This window comes from Pseudomonas sp. UME65, from assembly GCF_014170225.1.
GTDB lineage: Bacteria > Pseudomonadota > Gammaproteobacteria > Pseudomonadales > Pseudomonadaceae > Aquipseudomonas > Aquipseudomonas protegens.
The window spans coordinates 35,298-57,314 of sequence record NZ_LZZQ01000014.1 but is presented as its reverse complement, the minus strand read 5'-3'; the positions used below and the strand labels follow the sequence as shown (position 1 = coordinate 57,314).

General features: G+C 64.7%; 13 protein-coding genes. 2 read left to right on the top strand and 11 right to left on the bottom strand.

Annotation, left to right across the window (positions count from 1 at the left end):
• Positions 1 to 2: 2 nt before the first annotated feature.
• The 10 genes from A9971_RS20280 to A9971_RS20235 all read right to left on the bottom strand — a co-directional run bounded on the left by A9971_RS20280 (position 3) and on the right by A9971_RS20235 (position 17,133).
• Entirely contained in the window at positions 3 to 2,951 is a 2,949-nt protein-coding gene (locus tag A9971_RS20280; RefSeq protein WP_182999934.1) for an HD domain-containing phosphohydrolase, read from the bottom strand.
• Positions 2,952 to 3,071: 120 nt separating this feature from the next.
• On the bottom strand, positions 3,072 to 4,814 hold the full coding sequence (locus A9971_RS20275) for a response regulator (protein WP_182999933.1): 1,743 nt from the start codon (positions 4,812 to 4,814) through the stop codon (positions 3,072 to 3,074).
• A gap of 43 nt (positions 4,815 to 4,857) precedes the next feature.
• Entirely contained in the window at positions 4,858 to 5,484 is a 627-nt protein-coding gene (locus tag A9971_RS20270) for a response regulator transcription factor (protein WP_123431289.1), read from the bottom strand.
• A gap of 202 nt (positions 5,485 to 5,686) precedes the next feature.
• Positions 5,687 to 10,645 carry a hemagglutinin repeat-containing protein gene (locus A9971_RS20265; protein WP_182999932.1) on the bottom strand — a complete coding sequence of 1,653 codons (4,959 nt, stop codon included), beginning with the start codon at positions 10,643 to 10,645 and terminating at the stop codon, positions 5,687 to 5,689.
• 104 nt (positions 10,646 to 10,749) lie between these two features.
• The gene (locus A9971_RS20260; RefSeq protein ID WP_011062511.1) at positions 10,750 to 12,474 is read right to left on the bottom strand and encodes a ShlB/FhaC/HecB family hemolysin secretion/activation protein; all 1,725 of its coding nucleotides are present in this window, start codon (positions 12,472 to 12,474) and stop codon (positions 10,750 to 10,752) included.
• A gap of 769 nt (positions 12,475 to 13,243) precedes the next feature.
• Positions 13,244 to 14,575 (bottom strand): deoxyguanosinetriphosphate triphosphohydrolase, encoded by a 1,332-nt coding sequence (locus A9971_RS20255; RefSeq protein WP_011062510.1) that lies wholly within the window; start codon positions 14,573 to 14,575, stop codon positions 13,244 to 13,246.
• Positions 14,576 to 14,800: 225 nt separating this feature from the next.
• Positions 14,801 to 15,964: an EAL domain-containing protein gene (locus tag A9971_RS20250; protein WP_053153063.1), complete on the bottom strand. Its 1,164-nt coding sequence runs from the start codon at positions 15,962 to 15,964 to the stop codon at positions 14,801 to 14,803.
• A gap of 125 nt (positions 15,965 to 16,089) precedes the next feature.
• Positions 16,090 to 16,431, bottom strand: coding sequence for a hypothetical protein (locus A9971_RS20245; protein WP_011062508.1), 342 nt, complete (start codon positions 16,429 to 16,431; stop codon positions 16,090 to 16,092).
• Positions 16,428 to 16,817 carry a phage holin family protein gene (locus tag A9971_RS20240; RefSeq protein WP_011062507.1) on the bottom strand — a complete coding sequence of 130 codons (390 nt, stop codon included), beginning with the start codon at positions 16,815 to 16,817 and terminating at the stop codon, positions 16,428 to 16,430. The genes A9971_RS20245 and A9971_RS20240 overlap by 4 nt, the downstream gene beginning before the upstream one ends.
• A gap of 1 nt (position 16,818) precedes the next feature.
• The gene (locus A9971_RS20235; protein ID WP_011062506.1) at positions 16,819 to 17,133 is read right to left on the bottom strand and encodes a YqjD family protein; all 315 of its coding nucleotides are present in this window, start codon (positions 17,131 to 17,133) and stop codon (positions 16,819 to 16,821) included.
• Positions 17,134 to 17,468: 335 nt separating this feature from the next.
• On the opposite strand from A9971_RS20235, the gene A9971_RS20230 reads away from it, so the two are divergent.
• The gene (locus tag A9971_RS20230; RefSeq protein ID WP_011062505.1) at positions 17,469 to 18,677 is read left to right on the top strand and encodes an ammonium transporter; all 1,209 of its coding nucleotides are present in this window, start codon (positions 17,469 to 17,471) and stop codon (positions 18,675 to 18,677) included.
• 62 nt (positions 18,678 to 18,739) lie between these two features.
• Here the strand turns inward: A9971_RS20230 and A9971_RS20225 are convergent, their stop codons facing one another.
• On the bottom strand, positions 18,740 to 20,695 hold the full coding sequence (locus tag A9971_RS20225) for a monovalent cation:proton antiporter family protein (protein ID WP_182999931.1): 1,956 nt from the start codon (positions 20,693 to 20,695) through the stop codon (positions 18,740 to 18,742).
• Positions 20,696 to 20,915: 220 nt separating this feature from the next.
• Between A9971_RS20225 and A9971_RS20220 the strand changes: the two genes are divergently transcribed.
• Complete coding sequence (locus A9971_RS20220; protein ID WP_015636519.1) at positions 20,916 to 22,010, top strand: acyltransferase; 1,095 nt, start codon at positions 20,916 to 20,918, stop codon at positions 22,008 to 22,010.
• Positions 22,011 to 22,017: the final 7 nt, after the last annotated feature.

Genomic DNA, 22,017 nt, shown 5'->3' with positions numbered 1-22,017 from the left:
CCTCAGGTGCTCAAGCCCGCCTTCTTGAGCAGTGAATCCTGGTCCACCGGGTCGACCTGTTGCGGCGTCAGGAAACGCTCCGCGTAGCGCTGGTAGATCCGCTGCTGGATGAACAGCTCGAACAGCTCGGGATCGATATGGGCATCGCGGCACATCATGGCCATGATGTTCAGCGCCTCGCTCAGGGTCTTGCCCCTTTTGTAGGGGCGGTCTGCCGCCGTCAGGGCCTCGAAGATGTCGGCGATGGCCATCATCCGCGCGGGCAGGCTCATCTGTTCGCGCTTGAGCTGCTTGGGGTAGCCGGTGCCGTCCATCTTTTCGTGGTGGCCGCCGGCGATCTCCGCCACGTTCTGCAAGTGGCTGGGGAAGGGCAGGTGCTCGAGCATGATGATGGTCTGCACGATGTGGTGGTTGATCACATAGCGTTCTTCGGCCGTCAGCGTGCCCCGGGCAATGCTCAGGTTGTACAGCTCACCACGGTTGTACTTGTGGCTGGGCACCTGCAGTTTGAAGCCCCAGGGGTTGTCCGCCGCCATGACTTCCGTGGCGCTGCGCTCCAGCAGGTGTTCGGGCTTGTCCGCCAGTAGCGGTTCCAGCACCGGCAGGCTCGGCGCCGGGGTGCGTTCCTGGCGCTGGTTCTCCTCCCAGGAAACCCCCAGGCGATCGTCCAGGGTCCGGCTCCAGGTGCGCTGGGCGATGCGCTGCAGGCGCTGCTGATCGGCCTCGGCCATGAATTCGGTGCCCATGTTGCAGCGGGCGACAAAGGCGAAGTCATCGTCCAGGGCCAGCAGCCGGGCCTCGCGCTCGGCGGCAAGAGGCTGTTCGTCGCCGCCCAGGGCCAGGGCGCGCCAGTAGTCGATCCAGGCGTCGCGCTTGAGCACCTCGAAGCGGGTGCGGATTTCGTGGATGCGGTTGTTCAGGGTTTCCAGCTTGGTCGCTTTGTCCACCACGTATTCCGGGGTGGTGACCTTGCCGCAGTCGTGCAGCCAGGCGGCGATGTGCAAGGCTTCCCACTCGTCCTCGCCGGGCTGGTAGGCAGCGAATCGCGGGTCCTGGCTGGCGGCGGCCGCCTCGGCCAGCATCAGGGTCAAGGCCGGTACCCGCTGGCAGTGGCCGCCGGTGTAGGGGCTCTTGGCGTCGATGGCCCCGGCCAGCAACTGGATAAAGGCATCCAGCAACTGTTTCTGCTTGTTCTGCAGGCGCTGGCTCTCGATGCACAGGGCGGCGGTGGCGGACACGGCCTGGATAAAGGCGATGCGGTCCGGGCTGAGTTTGTCCAGGTCGGCCTCGGCGCCGCTGTCCACCAGGAACAGCAGGAGCATGCCTATGGTTTCGTTGTGCCGGTTGCGCAGGCGGATGCCCACCAGGTGCGCACTGGGGCTGTCCAGGGCCAGCAACACGCTCTGCAGGTCCGCGGCCTGATCGAATCCCAGGGTGGTGACCACGCTGTCGTTGTGGGTCAGCTGGCTCAGCCACTCGGGAGTCCGGCTGTCCGCCAGTTCCTGGGAGCCGATGGGGAACTGCGTCATGTCCTGGGGCTGGCCATCGATGATCAGCCCATGGGGCTCCAGGCGCGTGCCCTTGCTTTCACAGAGGTAGATCAGGCCGGCCTGGGCCTGGGCGATCTTCACGGTCTCGAACAGCACCCGTTGCAGCAGCGGGTCGAAACGGGTTTCGGCGGACAGGCTGGCGTTGATCTCGAAAAAGCTCGCCAGGGTGTCTTTCATCCGCGCCATCGAGATGCTCAGTTGATCAACTTCCAGCACCGGTGAACGCCGGGAAACCGGATAGTCGAAATCGAAACTGCGGATCGCGTCGGCCTCCTGCACCAGGGCGTGTAGCGGCCGTACCAGGACCCGGGAGATCAGCCAACCAAGGGGCAGGCACAGCAGCAGGGTGGTGAGGGTAATCAGCGCGCCTTGCCAGCGCAGGCGATAGGCGTCGGCCAGAAGTTCGTCCTCGGGCACCAGCAGCGCCAGCTGCAAGCCGCCGGGGCCACCCTCGGCGATATGGCCGCTGGCGACAATCCAGCTGCGCCCCTGGGCCTGCAGATGGCCGCCTTCGGTCTGGCCACGCATCAGGGCAGCGAGCGCCGGGCTCAGGTCGTTCGCCTTGACCAGCCGCGCACTGCGTTGTTCCGGCAGCAGCTTCTGGCTGTCCGGGTAGGCCACGACGTTGCCCTGGTCATCCAGCAGGGCAACCTCGGTGGAGGGTGTGACGCGGTGCTTGGCCAGGGTCGAGGACAGCTGTTCCAGGGTCAGGTCGGCGGCGATCACGGCCATCTTGCCGCTGTGCCGGGCCAGGGTGGTGCCGACGTTCTGGGTGGAAAAGAACACATAGGGGCGGGTAGTGATCTGGTCGGCGTCGCCCCGGGCGCTGGAGAACCAGTCGCGGTTACGTGGGTCGTAGCGCTCGTCGGGGTGCTCCAGGCGGTCGATCAATACCAGCGCGGGGTCATAGAACAGCGATTGGGAATGGACTTGGCCGGTGCGGGAGTCGCGTTCGATGCTCCACACCTCGTAGGCGCTGTTCTGCGGGGCCTGGCGCCTTTCGCGGATCTGCGGATTGCGCAGTGGCCGCACCATGAAGAAATCGCCATTGGCGTAGCCCAGGTACAGCGAAGCCAGGTCCGGGTTGTCCAGCAGGGCCTGGCTGAAAGGCCGCAGCAGGGTCAGCCGGTCTTCCAGGTTCGCCGCCTGGGCCGCCGGCGAACCCGCCAGCAGGCTGAGCAGATGGCGCATGGGATCGTAGGTGGCCTTGACGTCGCTGCGTACATCCAGCTCGATGCGCTGGAAAAGCTTTTCACTGCTGTCGAGGATCAGCCGCGTGGTCTGCTGGTAGTTGTAGAGGCCCAGCACCACACCCGTCAGGAGCAACAGCAAGGTGAACATTGCACTGATATGGATATGCAGAGGAAAGCGGCGTTGTGCTAAGGCAGGGGTGCTCAGCATTCCAATTCACTCCAAAGGCACACGAGGCATGGCTCAGGACCCAAGCATAGTTAAGGCTGGCATTGCCTGCCTTGGCTTTACCGGGGGCCGAGGGTGTCGAGGAAACCGTCGCTACGGGTTTCATGGGTGTGGCTGACGGCGAGGCAATACTGGCCTTTTGCTATTTTCCTGGCAAGAGGCAGGCCGGGTTGCTTCGCGGGGCAGCGCAGGTTGCGATTGAGCCTGGCCTTCGAGGTGTCGGTGCAGGGATTGGGCAAGGCGTATCAGGGCCAGGTCCAGGGCGCGCACAGCGGTGCTGATGACGGTAGCCCCGGCCCGTTCCAGGCAAGCCCGCTCCAGGTTTTCACAGCAGTTCTGCAAGGGGGTGGCCCGGACCATCAGCGCCGAGCCCCTGATCTTGTGGGCCAGCTCCAGCAGGGCGGTGAAATCGTCGGGCGGGATCCTCCCCAGCAGGTGGCGATCCTCACGGCAACACTGCGACAGTTTTTCCAGCATGCTCCGGACAAGCTGCGGCTTGCCATGGGTCAGGGTGAACAAGGCCTCGATGCTGAAACTGTCCGGCCTTGGCAGGGGGTGCAGCGTCGCCAGGCGTGAGCCCAGCAACTCCAGCCCCAAGGGCTTGCACAGGCAATCGTGCGTGCCGGCATCCAGGCCACGCTGATGCGTCTGCGGGTCGTTGCTGGCGCTGCAGCCGATCAGGTTGACCGCCGGCCCGGAGCCTTCGCTGCGGCGTATGGCCTCGGCCAGTTGGTAGCCATTCATCAAGGGCATGTTGCAGTCGACGATCAGCAGGTCGAAGTCGCCCTCGTGCCATAGCTGATAGGCCTGCAACCCGTTCCCGGCGCAGGTGACCCGGTGCCCGAGGTGCTCCAGTTGCCCTTGCAGCAAGGTCAGGCTGGCAGGGTGATCGTCTGCCAGCAGCACATCCAGCGGCAGTTGGGCAGCAGCCGGCGTGGCGGCGACGGGCCTGGGGGCGACGGCCGTGCGGCCGGGCAAGGTCAGCCTGACCTGCACTTCGCATCCGGGGCCCGTGCGGCCGTGCAGGCTCAGGCTGCCCCCCATCTGCAGGCACAGCTGATGGCTGATGGGCAGGCCGAGGCCACTGCTGTCCCGTGGCGACTGGCTGGTCGGTTCCACCTGGGCGAAGGGCTGCAACAGGCGCTGGCGCTCCTGTGGGGGAATGCCGATGCCGGTGTCCAGCACCCGCAGCAGCAGGTCGAAGTGCCCGGGGCGCGCCGCCGGCAGCAATTGCAGCTTGACCTGCACCTTGCCCTGTCGGGTGAACTTGAGGGCATTGCTCAACAGGTTGGTCAGGATCTGCTTGAAACGCAGGCCATCTACCAGTACCTGGGGTTCGAGGGACGGGGCCTGGAACTCCAGGCTCAGGTCCAGGTTCTTCTGCCGGGCCAGGGCCTGGAACACCCCCAGCACTGCCTCGGCGCTGTGGCTCAGGCAGGTCCAGGCCGGGTTCAGTTGCAGTTGCCCGGACTCGATCCGGCTGATGTCCAGCAGGTCGCCGAGCAGCTCCCGCAGGTCACTGGCGGCACCCAGGGCCAGCTCCAGGGAACCACGGTTGGCTGAGCCGTCCTCGGTGCGTTGCAGCACCAGTTCCAGGAGGCCGATGAAGGCGTTCAGTGGTGTGCGGATCTCATGGCCAAGGTGGCCGAGGAACTGGCCTTTCAGGCGGTTGGCCCGCTCGGCCTGCTGCAGGCTGGTGCCCAGGGTTGCCACCGTCTGTTGCAGCGCCTGGACCTGTTGCCGGTGTTGGCGCAGTTGCCGGTACAGGCAGGCCAGGCCCAGCCCGGCCGCCATCGACAGCAACAGCAGGGCAGCGACGCCCATCGGCAGCAGGGCCGGGGTCATGGCCAGGGTACCCGGCACATCGGGGAAGGGGCTGGCTGGCGGTTCATATCAATGCGTTACGCTTGGCCATGTCCACCAGTTCACTCATCGAGGTGGTCGCCAGTTTCTGCATGATGCGTTTCTTGTAGGTGCTGACGGTCTTGTTGCTGAGAAACATGCCGGCGGCAATTTCCTTGTTGGTCTGGCCCATGGCGAACAGCTGCAGGACCATCAATTCCCGGTCATTGAGTGAGTTGAACTGCGCCAACTCCAGCGGCGAGCCAAAAGTGATGCGGTCAACCTGCAGGGCCTGGCTGGGGAAGTAGTTGTAGCCGCTGCAGATTGCCTTGATGGCGCTGAGCAGCTCGCTCATGTCCTCCTGTTTGCAGACGTAGCCGCAAGCCCCGGCGCGCATGCAGCGGTTGGCGAACAGGGCAGCGGACTGGGCGGTCAGGACCAGGATCCGCGAGGGCTTCGGCATGTTGCCGAGGCGCTCCAGCAGCTCCAGCCCGTCCAGCTTGGGAATGCAGATATCGAGGATGACCAGGTCCGGTTCGCAATCACGGACCATTTGCAGTGCATCGACGCCGTTATCGGTTTCACCAACGATCGAATACCCCTCGTGCTCCAGCAGGATGCGAATGGCCATGCGCACCACGGGATGATCATCAATGATTAGTACCGAGCCCATACAGGCCTCCAGCCGACCAATGGAAAGCCCGAACGTTAGCCCAGCTGGTGGAGGGGAAAAGTGGCGAAAGAGCGGTTAGACGCAATCTAGGAAGCGCCTTACACAGAATAAGGGGAGGGATTACAGGCGGGTGGCATCTAATGGAAGTTCAACAGGGTGGGGCACCCAGGCCGCCCTCCCAGGAAGGAGGGCGGCCATGACCTCATGGCGTTTTCTGATCGATACCGGCTTGCAGCAGCTGGCTGTTGCTGTGGCCGCCGACACGCAGCGGGCCGAGGTTGAACACCTGGTCCTTGCTGGTGGCCTCGTCCTGTTTGCGGGTCAGCTCGCTACCGGCGCCCAGGGCCAGGTTGACCGGTGACTTGGACAGGTTGAGCCCGGCGTCGACGCGGTAGTCCGAGCCGGCCAGGGCGTTGCTGGTGACCTTGGAGCCCCCCAGGTCGACCCGACCCTCGCTGGCACCGATGCGTGCACCGGTGAGCGTGGTTTCGCCGCTGACCCGCAGGTTCACCCCTTGCTGACCACGGATGCCCGAGGCCTGCTCCACACTGTCCTTGCCAGCATGGCTGAAGCCCAGGTTCAAGGTCGGGGTGTAGGAGGTGTTGCCGCTCTTGTCGCCGAACAGTACGCCTTCAGCGGTGTTGGCCACCTTGCTGCCGGTGGTGTTCTTCTCGCTGACCGAGTAGCTGTCGCTGGTTTTCGGCCAGAAACGTTCCTTGAGGCTGGAGAAGCCATTGCCCACGGCGTCGGCCTTGTCGGCCAGGTAGCTCTTGGCCTTGTCCACACCGTTGCCAAAGGCGCCACGGGGCTCGGGGTTGACGTCGTAGCTGCCGCTGCGGCTGAGCTTCTCGCCCAGGCGCTCCTTGGCGTTGCTGGCCTGGGCGACCACGCTGTCCTTGGCCGAGCCGAGTTTGTCGACGCCCTTGTCCACGGCGTTCTCCAGTTTTTCGCGGTGCTTGTCGAAGCCTTTCTCGGCCTTGGCCTTCAGGTCGTCCTTGAGCGGGCCGGCCGGCTTGGCCAGCTTGTCCACCAGCCCGGGCTGGTTCTTCGCCACCTCCAGCTTGGCGTCGATATTGACCTGGGTGCTGCGCAGGCGGTCCTGGCGGCTTTCGATGTCGAGGCGGCCACCGATGGCTCCGTCGACCCGTTGCGCCTCGATGTTGGCCCCGGCCAGATGCACGTTGCCGGCGCTGTTGAGGACCACCTGGTCGGCCTTGATCAGGCTGTTGTGCTGGGTAGTGCTCTGGCGCTGGTCGACGTCGATCTTGGCCCGGGCGTTGATCCCGCGGTCGATTTTCGGCGAGTCGTGCTCGCTGGCATCGGCCAGGGTGGTCTTGCCCATGCTGCCACCGGCGCCCAGGGTCAGGCCCCAGTTGTCATGGGCCTGGGTAGAGTGCGCCGACTCCTGGAAGATGCCGCCCTGGGCCGCATCCAGGACGACCTTGCCGGCATCGATCCGGGTGCCCTGCAAGTGAATCGCGTCGTCGCCGGTGGCGGCGCTGCCCAGCAGGACCTGGCCCTGGCTGTAGAGTTGCGCGCCGCGCTGGCTCTGGTCGTTTTCAGAGACCCGGCCAATGTTGAAGTTGGCGCTGAGGTTGGCGCTCTTGCCGCTGCTTTGCTCGCTGCTGGTTTTACTGGCACCGGCGGTGAGCCCGCCACCCAGGTTGCTGCCCTGGCTGGTGTGGGTGTCCACGGCGGCTTGCAGGTCCAGCTTGCCGCCAGCGTCCAGGCGGATATCGCCGGTAGGCCGTGCCGCGTTGCCGATCTGCGTGCCTTGCAGCGTCAGGTTGGCGCCGCTGTCGAGCTGCACCGGGCCCTGGCCCTGGATGCTGGCAACCCGCGCCTGGCTGTCCTGCTGCTCCAGGCTCTTGTGGTCCAGCTGGACACCGGCACCCAGGTTGAGGTTGCTGCCGTTGCTGCCCGGGGTGGTGCCCAGGGTCAGCGAGGCGTCGCCACGCAGGCTGGAGTTGCTGCTGCTCTGGCGGTCATTGGCCTGGTTCAGCGCCAGTTCACCGCCGCTCTTGAGCGTCACGCCACCCTGGCCGCCGTTGAACTGGCTGCCTTCGAAGCGCCCGTCGCCGGCCAGCTGGATGTCCACGCCCTGGCTGGCGTTGTAGCTGCCGACCTGGGCCTGGTCCTTGCTGCTGGTGACGGTACTGCTGCCACCGGCGCCGCTGCCGCGAATGTTCAGGTCCTCGCCGGTATTGGTGTAGACCCGCACGCCGGCCTTGGCATCCAGGGCCTGTTCGCTGCTGCTGGTGCTGTTGCTGGCGGCGCTGGCCAGCAGGCTGTCGGCGCTGATTTTCACCGCGCCATCAGTGGCACGGTACTGGGTGCCCTGGTCCTGCAGTTGGCCTTTGACCTTGACCTCGACCTGGCCACCGCTCAACTGGCTGACCACCGCGGTGCCGCTGCTGCTGTCCAGCTGGCGGTTCTGGTGGCTGACGTCCACGTCCAGCCCGACGTTGGGCTGTTCCAGGGCATCGAGTACTCCCGGTTGATGGAACTTGCGTTGGGCCACGCCCTGGATGGCCTTCTCGATCGGCCGGGTGACGCCCTTGTATTCAACGTTGGCGCCGACATCCACTGCCCAGTTGTTGTCCTGGTGGTGGCTGGTTTCGCTGTTGCGGGCGGCCTTGTTCACCACCTCGCCGGCGTTGACCTGCAAGGTACCGCCAGCCTTGACCTGGGCCCCTTCGGTGGTCAGGCGGTTGCCGGCGTTGATGGTCAGGTTGCCGCTGGCGCCGATGTTGCTGGTTTGCGCGGTGCTCTTGCTGCTGCTGTCCTGGCTGCTGTTGTGCGCCACTTCCACGCCGTTGCCGGCCCGGTCCAGGCCGCCGGTGTAATAGAAGCCGCCGCCGGTGGTGGTGCTGTCGCTGTGCTTCTCGGTTGTGGTGTCCGCGGCCAGCAACTGCACATGCTTGCCGCTCAGGCTGGCATCGCCGGCCGTGGCCGCAAGGTCGCTGCCTTGCACCTTGAGATCTTCGCCGGCAGTGACCGCCAGGGTGCCGCCGGTGAGGCTGGAGGCCTGTTGCTGGGTGCTGTCGCTGCTGTCGTTGCGCTGCTGATCCTGGTAGCGCACCCCGGCCCGGTATTGGCCGGTGCCCGGTGCATTTTCCTTGGCGTAGGCGTCGAAGCCGCGCTTCTGGGTGCTGCTGCTGTCGTGCTGGGTGTCTTCGGCGGCCGCGACCTTGATCGTGCCCTTGGCGCTGGCGTCCAGTGCCCCTGCTGCGGCGACCTGGGAGCCGCTGACGGTCAGGTCCTCGGCGCTCTGCAACTTGAGGTTGCTGTCCGAGCGCAACTGGCTGCCGACCGTGGTGCTGCCCTTGTTCTGCTGGCGGCTCTCGTCCTTGGCAATGCCGAAGAACTTGCTGTCCTTGCTGTGGTTATTGCTGTGGGACGTGTCCCGCACGCCGTCGATGGTCAGCGCGCCCTTGTCACTGATGACGCTGGCCTCGGTGCCGCCGCGGGCCTGGCTGCCGCTGATGCGTACGCTGTCGGCGCGCACGATCAGCTTGCCGTCGGCGTTGACCTTGCTGCCCTGGTTCTGGGTCTTGCCCTGGTCGCCGTCGGCGTTCTTGCCGAAGAAGCCACCGCCCACCAGGTCGCCGGAGTAGCGCTGGTTGCTCTGGCTCTGCTGGCGGCTGGCGCTGGTGATGTCGACGTCCTTGGCGCTCAGCAGGATGTCGCCCTGGCTGTGCAGCTCGGCGCCCTGCAGTTGCAGTGTCTGCTGGCTGGTCAGTTCCAGCTGCTTGCCGCTCTTGAGCTGGCTGGTGACGGTGCGCTGCTCGCTGCTGGCGTTGTCCCAGTTTTCCTTCCACAGGTGCTTGCGATGCTGGCCCTGGTCACGCTGGGTGTGGGTCTCGGTGGCAGCGGTCAGGCGCAGGTCGCCGCCGCTTTGGGCGCTCAGGCGATTGCCGGCCTCGACGCTGCTGCCCTGGATCTGGGTGCTGGCGCCGGAATTCAGCTCGGCATCCTGCCGGGCGACGACCTTGTTACCGTGTTGGCGGCTGTCGCTGTCGGTGTGGGTACTGTCGTAGGTTTCCCAGGTGATGCCGATGGTGCTGTTTTCCCATTGCTGGCGTTTTTCCTGGAGCTTGCGGCTTTCGATGCTGCTCAGGGTCAGGTTGCGCCCGGCGTCGAGCTTGACGTTGCGGCCACTGACATCGGTGGCGGCCAGGGTCAGGTCCTTGGCTCCGTGCAGCTCGATGTCGCCCTGGCTGCTGACCCCGGCACGGATCGCGTCGAGGCTGTTGTCCACGGCCTGGCCACGGATGTCCAGGTCACCGGCGGAACTCAGCTTGACCCCGTCGCGGCCGTCCACCTGGACGGCGCCGACACGCACCCCGGCACCTTCGGCGGTGCTGACGATATTGATCCGCCCGGCCTGCATGGCACCGAACAGGCTGGCGTCGATGCGCTGCTCCTGGGTGCGGCTTGCCGGGTCGACGTTACGCACCTGGCCGCTGGGGTAGTCCAACTGGTTGCGACCGACGGTGACATTCAACTGGTCCCGGGCCTTGAGGGCGCCCTGGCTGTCGATGCGCGGGGCGATCAGATTGATCGAACCCTCGGCGTTGCGCAGGCCACCGCCCTGGATAGCCAACTGGCCGTGGGCATCCTGGGTGTTGAGCCCTTGCAGCTTGCCGTCCTGGAGTTCCGGGCGGCCCACCACCAGGCTGGCATTGGGGGTGTTGATGAAGCTGCCGCCATTGACCGAGATGCCATTGGGGTTGGCCAGCACGAAGTCGGCGGCGTGGCCGAAGATCTCCTGGGCACCATTGAGTTGCGAGGCATTGCGGCTGATCACCTCGTTGAGGATCACGCTGGCCGCCTGGCCGTGGAACTGCTGGTTGGCCGCCAGTTGCCCGGCCAGTTGCGACTGCCCGGCCTGCAAGGCGTTGTTCAGTACCACGCCCTGTTGCCCGACGTTGTAGTCCAGGAACTGGTTGTGGGACAGGCCGCCGGCATTGGGCGCGACGATGTTGACGATGGGTACGCCACCCTGGTTTTGCAGCTGGGGGATGCCGCCGGGCCCCTCGGCCACGGTGATCCCGCCGGCCAGGGCCAGGGGCAGATGGGAGACCAGCAGCAGGCCGGCGATGGTCCAGCGCAATGTGCCCTGGGGCGAAAGGTGGAACCTGTGAGTGTTGTCAGGCATGAGAACCTCGTTCTGAGTGGGGTGAGCCGGGCGTTGCTTTCTAAGGGGGCAACGGCGCGTGATGCTCAGGTTCGTCGGTTGATTCAGGCTAATCGGCGGTCGGGTCAAATCTGCAGGCTGAACCTGGCCAGCCAGACTTCCGGCTCCGTTCGGAAACCTTCTGGGGTGTTGAGGCTGCGTTGGTAGTCCAGGTCGACCTGGAGTTTTTTCCAGCTCAGGTTGAGCCCCAAGCTGGCACCGCTCAGCTGCCGGCTCCGGGCGCCGTGCTCGGCCTTGATCCAGCCGTTGTCCAGGCCCAGGCGCGGGGTGATCTTGACCGGCAGGTCGTTGTCGAGCGGCAGGCGCAGGGTGTTGCGCCATACCGCGCCAATGGCGCCGGAAGCACTGTTGATGCGATAGCCGCGCACCGCCGAATCGTCGGTGCCCAGCAGTTGTTCGATGGCCGGCAGCGGGTCCGGGCTGTACTGCGCCGAGAGCTGGCTCTGCCACTGCCAGCGCTGGGTGCCCAGCTGGCCGTTGCGCCACTGGCTGAGGCCGGCGCGGTACTTGCGGAACTGCGCCTGGGGCAGGTTGCGCTGTACCTGCTGCGAGTCGCGGTCGGCGCCGAACCAGGTCAGGCCCTGGGCGTAATTGACATCCAGGTTCCACACTGCGCTGTCGAGCCAGAACAGGTTGAGCCCGGCTTCGGCCACGGTCAGGGTCGGGCTCTGGATCTGCAGGTGGGCCTTCTGCAGGTAGCTGTCCACATCCTTGTAGGCCAGTTGCAGGTTGGCGCTGAGCTGGTGGCTCTGGTCGCGCCACAGCACCCGGTCGGCGCGGCCGCTGACCATGTCGGTACGCCCGCTGTTGTACAAGGTGGTGCGGGGCAGCTTGAGCGGCGCACGGTATTCGGCATGGCTGGCGAACAGGCTGTAGGTCCAGTAGCCGTAGGGCACCGAGTAGAACAGGCTGCTGCTGCGGCTGTAGCGCGGGCCGTGGTTGAGGGTGTCGCTGTAGTTCAGGTTCAGCGCATCGTTGATCTGCAACGGGCTGTCGAGGTTGAGGTTGATCGACTGCCGGTCACGCCCGGTGCCGGCGCTGCCCAGGTTGTCCACCCCCAGGCCCAGGCCCCAGCGTGCGGCGCTGCTGCGCGAGCGCAGGATGATCCGCGAGGCCCCGGGCTGGCTGCCGGGGGCGATGTCGGCGGTCAGGTCCAGGGAGCGCAGGCGGTTCAGTTGATCCAGGCCCTGCTCCAGGTCCCGCAGGTACAGGGGCTTGCCGAGCATGCCCGGGAAAGCGCCGCGCAGGGACACCGGCAGGCTCTGGTCGGCCAGTTCGATGGCTTCGACGTAGCCTTCCTCTACCAGGATATCCAGGCTGTGCCCGGCCGCCGGAGTGCTGGCCAGGTAAGGGCGGCTGGCGATGTAGCCGGCCTCTACATAGAGGCGAGTGATGGCCGCCAGCAGCTGGTTGATCTGGTTGGCCCCCATGCACGGCGCGACATACGGCTTGATGTAGTCATTGAGCCGGGCCTTGTCGAACAGGCTGACGCCGCCGATGCGGGTGCCGCTCAGGGGCCAGCAGCGCTCGTCGCTGGCAGTCTGCGCAGGTTGGCTGGGGGCCGCCGGGGTGCTGCTGAAACTGCCGCGCTGCATCTGCCGCTGGCGCTGTTCCAGTTGCAGTTGTTGCAGGTCCCGTTGCTGTTGTTGCTGCAGGCGCAGGGCTTCCTGGCCCGGTTGCAGGTTATCGGCCAGGGCCGGCGTCAGGTACGTCAGGCCCAGCAGCAGTCCCAGGCACCAAGTGCTGGTGTGGGGGAGAAGGGAGCGGTCAGTGCGTAATGAATAGGGCACTTGGCATCCTTACTGTAATAAGACGAAGTGACAGGCACTCGGAAAGCCGGGTATGAGGCTCAACTAGTGGCGTCGCTTTTAGTTCTGCCCTGTGAACGCTAAATACCTACGATATCTATATCTGAGGTTCAGTGCTCAAGTGCTCGGAAGTGACAGTTCCTGAGTAAGTGCCGGATGGGTTAGTGCAAATTCAGGTATGACAAAAGGGTTGAGTGAGTTGCAGTGGAAACGTTACAGCGCAGTGCAAAATTAATTTTTCCGGGGGTGGTCAGCGGGGGGGAATAGCCTGTGAAATCGAGACTATCCGAAACCCAAAAGGCTATTTGTACGTAAATTGTAAATACATAGAAGGCTAATGAAATTTGCTTGTCAGCCCTGATTGGCAAGGGGTGTGGCGCTCGGGTGAATTATTCAAAGGTAGGATGTTTGGTTGAATGGCTAACTGGATGTTTAATTCTGTAATCGTCAGTTCGTATATCAACTTGCGAGCGTCAAGTGTTTTCGGCTACTTGCTCTTTCTGTTTGAGTAGTTGCTCTATTGTTGTTCTTGTCTAATCGGGCTGTTGTTGCTAGGGGATCTCCTTAGATGTCTTGGTGGTAAGAATTCTGCACTGCACCCATAGTTTCTGGTGGTGTCGCCGGTGAAATTATCGACGTATAGAAAACTATATAGCGATACTCTGGCTAGGGGATTCCCTTAGTTGCAGATTGGATGTCGCAGGTCATATCAAGTGCCTGGCACAGTGGCCGGGCACTTGATGAATGACGGTTATTGCGGGCTGGAGCGCCCGGTCATTTCCCGGGCCATCTCACTGGCATAGCTGTCGGTCATGCCGGCGATGAAATCGATCATGCGCAGGAACGAGGTATGCAACGGCCAGTTCGGGTCCGGCGCGTTATTGCCCAGCAGATCGAGGATCCGCCGGTTCTTGAACGAGGGGGTCTTGCCGCCGTGCTGTTCCAGCGCCGCGCCGCAGAAGGAGTTCAGCAGGATCTCCAGGGTGGTGTAGGCGCCGATCTCGTGCAGGGTCTTGCGCTTGTCCTGGAAGATCTTGCGTCGCGCCACATCCTTGGCATTGAGTACGCAACGCTTGGCCGGACCATGCATGTGCTCCACCAGGTCGCCGTGCAGGGTGCCGGCCAGCAGGGCGTCCTGCTGTTCGACAAAGGCCCGGGCGGCGGCGTTGGTCAGGTGCTCGATGGCCTTGCCCCGCAGGATCGCCAGGCGTCGTCGGCGCGAATCGCTGGGGCCCAGCTGGCGATAGGTTTCCGGCAGGTCGTCGCCCACCAGGCCGAGTAGCAGCGCCTCGACTTCGGCGTACTCCAGCAGGTCCATCTCCAGGCCGTCCTCAAGGTCGATCAGGGCATAGCAGATGTCGTCCGCCGCTTCCATCAGGTACACCAGCGGGTGCCGGGCCCAGCGCTGGTCTTCCAGCTGGGGCAGGCCCAGCTTGTGGGCGATCTGTTCCAGCAGCGGCAGCTCGCTCTGGTAGCAGCCGAACTTGTGCTTCTTGTAGCCCAGGGAGTCGGCATGGCGCGCGGTCCAGGGGTACTTGAGGTAGGTGCCGAGGGTGGCGTAGGTGAGCCGGGTGCCGCCATCGAACTGGTGGTATTCGAGCTGGGTGAGCACCCGGAAGCCCTGGGCGTTGCCTTCGAAGTTGAGGAAGTCCTGGCGTTCGGCCTCGCTCATAGCATCCAGCCAGCCCCGCCCGGCGGCTTGCTGGAACCAGTGGCGGATGGCGTCTTCCCCGGAGTGGCCGAAGGGCGGGTTGCCGATGTCGTGGGCCAGGCAGGCCGATTGCACCACCATCCCCAGGTCGCTGGGCTCACACCAATCGGGCAGGGCGCTGCGCAGGGTCTCGCCGACGCGCATGCCCAGGGAACGACCTACACAGCTGACTTCCAGGGAGTGGGTCAGGCGGGTGTGGATATGGTCGTTGCTGGACACCGGGTGCACCTGGGTCTTGCGCCCCAGGCGGCGGAAGGCACCGGAGAAGATGATGCGGTCGTGGTCTTTGTGGAAAGGGCTACGGCCGAGTTCTTCCGGGCTGTGCACTGGCTTTCCGAGGCGTTCGCGGTTGAGCAGGGTCTGCCAATCCAAGGCGGGTCTCTCCGAAAAAAACTGAAGGGCAGAGCTTCCGGTTTCTCGAGCGTGGCCGCAAGAGGCGTATGGTCTGCGCTTGTGTCGACGCCTTCGCTGGCAAGCCAGCTCCTGCACGGAAATGACATGGCCTGCGGCCCATCTGTAGGAGCCGGCTTGCCGGCGAAAGGGCCCGCAGTTCGTGCATCCATCGTGGCGCTGCGTTCGCCGGCAAACGGGACGGGGTTACAGGCCGGCCGCGTCGATGTCGATCAGCAGCAGGCGCTGGCCGTTGTCGAAAAACTGCCCGGCGGTCAGGCAATACTGGTTGCTGGTGGCGTCGCGGTAGGTGTTGGACAGGGTCAGGCGTCGCTCCTCCCAGCCTTCGGCCAGCAGGTGATAGAAGTACGGGCGCCAGGACCAGTTGTGGCCAACGTAGCTGCTGTCGGCCTGCCAGCTGTTGTGGCGCCATTCCAGGTTCGGGGTCAGTTGGGTGCCATGGCGGTCGCACTGATAGAAACGCAGCAGCCAGGGAAAGGCCTCGACCCGGGGCAGTTGGCTGATGGGCGCCTGGGCCTGGGCCCAGGCCTGCAGCAGGTTCATCAGCTCGGCCAGTTGCAGGCGCATGCGCATCAGCCGGTTGCGTTCGGCCAGCTTGTGCCGCACGTAGCGCTCGCGCAGGCGGGCGAAGGGCTGGACGAAGGCATCGCTGGGGTAAAACTGTTGTTCGGCCTGGGCAAACAGGAAGCCCTGTACATAGCGCGAGCCGCACTCCAGGGCGAAATCCAGTTCGGCTTCGGTTTCCACACCTTCGGCGATGATCCAGCAGCCGGTCTTCTCCGCCATCTGCGCCAGGGCCTTGACCACGTCGCTGCTGGGGCCACCCCGGGCCGCGGCCTGGAACAGGCGCATGTCGAGCTTGAGGATGTCCGGTTGCAGGGCCAGCACCCGGTCCAGTTGCGAGTAGCCGGCGCCGAAGTCGTCGATGGCGATCCGTGCCCCGGCCTGGCGATAGCGCGCCACCACTTCGCTGAGGCGTTGGCTGTTGCCCCCCAGTTCAGTGATCTCGAACACGATGCGCCGCGGGTCTACGCGGTTCTGCTGCAATTGCTTGAGGCTGGGCAAGGGCTGCCCGGGGCGCAGGCGGCTGATCCATCGGGGGGAAATGTTCAGGCTCAGGAACCAGTCCGCGGGTGCCTCGTGCAGGCGCCGCAGGGCGTCGTCGCGGATCAGCCGGTCAAGGCGGCGCAGGGCGCTGGAGGGGGTTCGAGGATCGGCGAACAGCGGCCCCACGGACGCCAGTTGGCCATTGTCCTGGCGCAGGCGGCCCAGGGCTTCGACCCCGGCGATACGCCCGGTGGCGGTGTCGATGAAGGGCTGGAAGCAGGCGAGCGGTTGCCCGTCGATCACAGGGCCTCCTTACAAGAGTCTGGGTGGAGTAGGGCCGTGGCTGACGGGGAGGCGGCCACGAACCGGCCCCTGGGTAAAGGGGCCGATCCGGGTTGCTTAGCAAGAATGCAGCCAGATAGCGCCGCTCAGGATTTGCGCGAGGAGCCTTGCATCACCAGCTTGATCAGCGGCACCAGCGTGGTGCCCAGGCGAACCAGGCGTGTGAGGCCGCCGGCACCGCCGCTCTTGGCACCCTTGCCGGTGATGAAGCCCAGGAGCGTCACCACTGCCACGCCCCAGAGCGGGGCGTGCTTGATGCCCAAGCCTTCCTGCCAGCTCTGCCCCAGGCCGCGGACCCGTTGCAGGGGTTGCAGCAGTTGCTGGGACTCGTGGCGGATTTCCTGGCGGTGCATTTCCATGCGCAGGCGGATCAGTACCTTGCGCATTTCCCGGCGTGAAGTGTTCTGCGGGACTTCAGGCAGTTTCATGGCAGGAGGCGCTCCCGATCATTGGCCAACTCTTCGAGGGTGGCGTGGAAAGGTGAGGATTCATCGAAGATCGCTGCCTTAAGGCGCAATCCGCAGAAGATCGCCGCCAGGGTGTAGAACACGCACAGGCCGATGATTCCAGCCAGGCGATAGCTGTCCCACAACAGGATCAGCACCAGTGCCGACAGCCCCACCAGCAACAGCAGGGCGAACACCAGGGCCAGCCCGGCGAACAGCAGCAGGCTCACGGTGCGTGCTTTCTGCTCCTGCAACTCGATGCCGAACAGCTCGACATGGCTGTGCAGCAGCCCCAGGACTGCCGCCCCCAGGCGCCGCGAAGACGCGCTCGGGCCGCTGCCGGACGAAGTGGATTCGCCGATAGCCATATCAGCGCCGCGTCGCCAGGAGGCCGATCAGGAAGCCCACGCCGGCAGCGATGCCCACCGATTGCCAAGGGTTGCTCTGCACATAGTCCTCGGCGGCGGTGACCGCTGCCTGGCCCCGCTGGCGCAGGGAGTCTTCGGTCAGTTGCAGGGTCTCCCGGGCCTTGAGCAGACTGTCGTGGATCTGCTCGCGCAACTCGTCGGCCTGGTCGCCGGCCAGGGTCGCGGTGTGTTCCAGCAGACGCTCCGTGTCACTGACCAGTGCCTGAAAATCCGCCATCAGTACTTCTTGAGCCGTCTTTGCCGTTTTGCTGGCCATGGTTCCATCTCCGTTAGTTGCTTGTGTGAGCTATGAGTGTGAGCCCTGGGCGAAGGTTCACTGCAATTGTCTGGTACAGCTTTTGCTTTGTCCTGGTGCGCCAGGCCCCGGGCCTGCGCCGAAAACGAGCGAGGGTCGCGCTGTAGCCCGCGTAAACCCTGGCCAAGAAAACCATAACCTCAGGTCAGTCCTCACCCCGTGGTTTGTCGTGCCGCCCCCGGCGCGCCAAAACGGTTCACCGAATGCGTGCAATGGCGCGCCCGGGAGCCAACTTGGTGCAAGGAGCGGGACGCCCTGCCAGGGAACGGCTGGCCGATTTCGGATCTGCCTACTCCATGGAAAATCTGCAAAGCGCTGTGGACACCCTGGTCCACGGTTCCAACACCCTGTTCATCCTGATCGGGGCGGTCATGGTCCTGGCCATGCACGCCGGCTTTGCCTTCCTCGAAGTCGGCACCGTCCGGCAGAAGAACCAGGTCAATGCGCTGTCGAAGATCCTCAGTGACTTCGCCGTCTCGACCCTGGCCTATTTCTTTATAGGCTATTGGATCTCCTACGGCGTGAGCTTCCTGCAACCGGCGGCGGTGATCAGTGCCGATCACGGCTACGGCCTGGTGAAGTTCTTCTTCCTGCTGACCTTCGCCGCGGCGATCCCGGCGATTATCTCCGGTGGCATCGCCGAGCGCGCGCGTTTTGTGCCGCAATTGTGCGCCACGGTGCTGATCGTGGCCTTTGTCTACCCGTTTTTCGAAGGGCTGGTGTGGAACGGCAACTTCGGGGTGCAGGCCTGGTTGCAGCAGCGCTTTGGTGCCGGCTTCCATGACTTTGCCGGCTCGGTGGTGGTGCACGCCATGGGAGGCTGGCTGGCCCTGGCCGCGGTGCTGTTGCTGGGGCCGCGCAATGGCCGCTACCGCGACGGCAAGCTGGTGGCGTTCGCGCCGTCGAGCATTCCGTTCCTGGCCCTGGGGTCGTGGATCCTGATTGTCGGCTGGTTCGGCTTCAACGTCATGAGCGCCCAGACCTTGCAGGGCGTCAGCGGGCTGGTGGCGGTGAACTCGCTGATGGCCATGGTGGGCGGTACGGTGGCGGCGCTGATCGTCGGCCGCAACGACCCCGGCTTCCTGCATAACGGCCCGCTGGCCGGGCTGGTGGCGATCTGCGCCGGCTCGGACCTGATGCACCCGGTGGGCGCCTTGATCACCGGCGCCATTGCCGGAGCGCTGTTCGTCTGGTGCTTCATCGCCGCGCAGAGCCAATGGAAGATCGACGACGTGCTCGGGGTCTGGCCGTTGCATGGCCTGTGCGGTGTATGGGGCGGCATTGCCTGCGGGATCTTTGGCCAGAGTGCCCTGGGCGGCCTGGGTGGGGTCAGCCTGGTCAGCCAGTTGATCGGCACCGGCCTCGGGGTGGCGGTGGCGCTGCTGGGCGGCCTGGCCGTGTATGGGGTGATCAAGGCGGTCTGCGGGCTGCGCCTGACCCAGGAACAGGAGTACTACGGCGCCGACCTGTCGCTGCACAAGATCGGTGCGGTGAGCCAGGACTGAGACGACGCCCCTGGTATTGATGACCCTGGGCGCTCGCCGCCCGGGGTTTGGCCTGGGTGGCTTCAACCGGCTTGCAGGCGTGCTTCGCAAGCCTCGATGGCCGCCTGCGGGCCGGACACCAGCACCCGGTCGCCGGCTTGCAGGCGCGGGCTGGGGTTCAGCGGCAGGTCGTTGCCATCGCGTTGCACCCCGCGTATATCCACGCCCAGTGCCTCCAGGCCCAACTCCTGCAATGGCCGGTTGCAGGCGTAGGCATCGGCGTCGAGGCTGACCGCGTGCATCTGCACCGCCGGCGGTTCGCGGTTGTCCTGGGCGCTGTTCTGGGTGCCGTGATAGAAGCCGTGCAACAGTTGGTAGCGGCTGTGGCGCACTTCATCCACGGTGCGCTGCACTCGCTGCTCCGGCAGGCCGAGCATGATCAGGGCATGGGAGGCGAGCATCAGGCTCGACTCCAGCAGTTCGGGCACCACTTCGTTGGCGCCGGCGGCCTTGAGTTCCGCCAACTGGCTGTCATCGCGGGTGCGCACCAGGATCGGCACCGTGCGGTCCAGGCGGCGCGCCACCTTGAGCACCGTCAGCGCGATATCGCTCTTGTCCACTGCGATCACCAGCAGCCGCGCCCGTTCCAGGCCGACTGCGGCCAGGAGGTCGCCGCGCCGGCAGTCGCCGTAGTGCACGCAGCTTTCTCCCGCAGACGCTTCCTGGACCCGCACCGGATCGTCGTCCAGGGCGATGTAGCGCAGTTGCTCGTGGCGCAGGAAGCGGCCAATGGATTGGCCGACCCGGCCATACCCGCAAATCAGTACATGGCCTTGCAGCTCGGCGTTCTGCGCGCTGATTTCCTCCAGTTGCGCGGCCTGGTTGGGCTTGCGGTGCAGGCGGGCGGTGATGACCGGTGCCGCTCGCAGCAGCAGCGGGGTTACCAGCATCGAGCAGAAGGTGGCGGCCAGCAGCAGGCTGCTGATGTCGGGCGGGATCATCTGGCTGAGCTGCATCTGCGCCATCAGAGCGAAGCAGAATTCACCGCCCTGGGCCAGGGCCAGGCCGCTGCGCCAGGCGGTTTCGCCATCGCTGCCGCGCAGCTTGAGCAGGGTCGCCACCACCGAACCCTTGATCAGCAGCAGGGCCAGGGTCAGGCCGGTGATCAGCAGGGCATGGTCGATGAACAGTTGCAGGTCGATGAGCATGCCGATGCTGACGAAGAACAGCCCCAGCAGAATGTCGCGGAACGGGCGGATGTCGGCCTCGATCTGATGCCGGTAATGGCTTTCCCCCAGCAGCATGCCGGCGAGGAAGGCCCCCAGGGCCGGTGACAGGCCCAGCAGGTGGGTGAGCCAGGCGGTGAGCAAGACGATCACCAGAGCCAGCAGCACAAAGAGTTCGGCGGAGTGCGAAGCGGCCACTTCATGGAACAGCCGCGGCAACAGCCAGCGGCTGGCCAGCAGCAGGCCGACGAACAGCACCACGGTCTTGCCCAGGGTCGCCGGCAGGGCCCAGTACCAGGCGTGCTCGCTGCTGCCGGCGAAGACCGGCACCAGGGTCAGCAACAGCACCGCCACCACGTCCTGGAACAGCAGCACGCCAATGGCGTTCTGCCCGTGGCTGCTGAAGATCTCGCCAAGGCTGGTCAGTTCTTTGCTGACGATGGCGGTGGAGGACAGGGCCAGCCCGGTACCGAGCATCAGCGCTGCGGTCAGGGGCATGCCGAACAGGGCCAGGAGGACCCCGAGGATCAAGCCGGTGCACAGCACTTGCAGGCTGCCCAGGCCAAACACCACGTGGCGCAGGGCAAGCATCTTCGACAAGGAGAACTCCAGGCCCAGGGAGAACAGCAGGAATACCACCCCCAGTTCCGCCAGATCGGGCAGGTCTTCACTGTCGTTGACCCAGTCCAGCGCGGTGGGGCCGACCATCAGGCCCACCGACAGATAGCCCAGCACCGGGGGCAGGCTCAGGCGCCGGAACAGCGCAATCACCACCAGCGAGGAGGCAAGAATGATCAGCAGATTGGCAAACAACGGGCATCTCCGGACAGGGGGCGGGCAAGGCAAAGCCTAGAGGCAAAAAAAGGCGCGAGGATTACCCGGGCCGCAGAGAGTGACGCTGATTCAGGTCATTGTTTGTCGAGAATGTCTCATATTCATGAGCCTTCGCTATGCTCAGAAATTGTCGATAAAGGCGGTGCCCGGGTGACGGGGTTATCCACAGGACCCTGCCAGTGAGGTGTCGGAGAGGTGTATGGAGCGTCTGTATTCACTGCAAGGGTTGCGGGGCGCCGCGGTGTTGGGCGTGGTGCTGTTCCACATGATGTCGGTGGAAATCAAGTATTCGGGCGGTGACATCCTGCTGCCGGTCATGCTGAATTTCTTCCAGCTCGGGGTCGACCTGTTCTTTGTCATCAGCGGCTTCGTGATGGTCATCGTCAGTCGTGGGCGCTTTCAGAAAACCGTCGAGACCCAGCGCTTCCTGTTCAACCGCCTGTCCCGGATTTACCCCACCTACTGGCTGTATTTCTTCATCACCCTGGGGGTGTATCTGTGGCAGCCGGCGCTGGTGAACAGCTCCCACGGCGGCTCCAACCTGTGGATGTCCTTCCTGCTGCTGCCCAATGACCGGGTGCTGCTGGTGATGGTGGCCTGGTCGCTGCTGTTCGAGCTGTGGTTCTACCTGATGTTCACCCTGTTCCTGTTCTTCAAGGAAAAGCGCCTGCCGCTGATCCTGCTGCTGTGGGCGGTGGCGCTGGTGCTGTTCAACCTGCTGCAGAACTGGCAGGACTATTCCCCGGCGCTGAAGATCATCCTCCATCCCTACGCCCTGGAGTTCATTGCCGGCAGTGCCCTGGCGCTGTTCTTCTACGGACCCCATAGCGCCAGGGTGCCGACGGCGCTGGTCTGGGTCGCGCTGGCGGCGGCTCTGCTGGTGGGGTTTCCGCTGATCTACGCCTACCAGCTGTTCTTCACCGAGGGCTTGCCGAGGATGCTCGCGGTGGGCCTGACCTTCGGTACCCTGACCCTGTCCCTGGCCTTGCTGGAGCGGCGGCAACTGATCCGTATGCCAGGGTTTCTTACAGCCACCGGTGATATGTCTTACACCATCTATCTATCCCACTTACTGGTGCTGGGGGTCGTCGGCCGGGCCTGGCAGGTGATCGGCGCCTGGCCCGAGAGCTATGTGGATAACCTGGCCTTCATCGTGCTGATGATGACGGCGGTGGTCTGCTATGGCTGGGTTGGCTATCACTTTTATGAAAAGCCGATCCTCGATCGTGCCACGGCCTACTGCAAGCGCCGGTTCAGTACCGCCCCCCGTCGCAAACACTACGATCCGGTGTAGTCGTCCG

Bases quoted from the DNA above. Each gene is read 5' to 3' on its own strand.
- A9971_RS20265 (WP_182999932.1), bottom strand. From the start codon at position 10,645: ATGCCTGACAACACTCACAGGTTCCACCTTTCGCCCCAGGGCACATTG.
- A9971_RS20280 (WP_182999934.1), bottom strand. From the start codon at position 2,951: ATGCTGAGCACCCCTGCCTTAGCACAACGCCGCTTTCCTCTGCATATC.
- A9971_RS20245 (WP_011062508.1), bottom strand. From the start codon at position 16,431: ATGAAACTGCCTGAAGTCCCGCAGAACACTTCACGCCGGGAAATGCGC.
- A9971_RS20270 (WP_123431289.1), bottom strand. From the start codon at position 5,484: ATGGGCTCGGTACTAATCATTGATGATCATCCCGTGGTGCGCATGGCC.
- A9971_RS20240 (WP_011062507.1), bottom strand. From the start codon at position 16,817: ATGGCTATCGGCGAATCCACTTCGTCCGGCAGCGGCCCGAGCGCGTCT.
- A9971_RS20235 (WP_011062506.1), bottom strand. From the start codon at position 17,133: ATGGCCAGCAAAACGGCAAAGACGGCTCAAGAAGTACTGATGGCGGAT.
- A9971_RS20220 (WP_015636519.1), top strand. From the start codon at position 20,916: ATGGAGCGTCTGTATTCACTGCAAGGGTTGCGGGGCGCCGCGGTGTTG.
- A9971_RS20230 (WP_011062505.1), top strand. From the start codon at position 17,469: ATGGAAAATCTGCAAAGCGCTGTGGACACCCTGGTCCACGGTTCCAAC.
- A9971_RS20275 (WP_182999933.1), bottom strand. From the start codon at position 4,814: ATGACCCCGGCCCTGCTGCCGATGGGCGTCGCTGCCCTGCTGTTGCTG.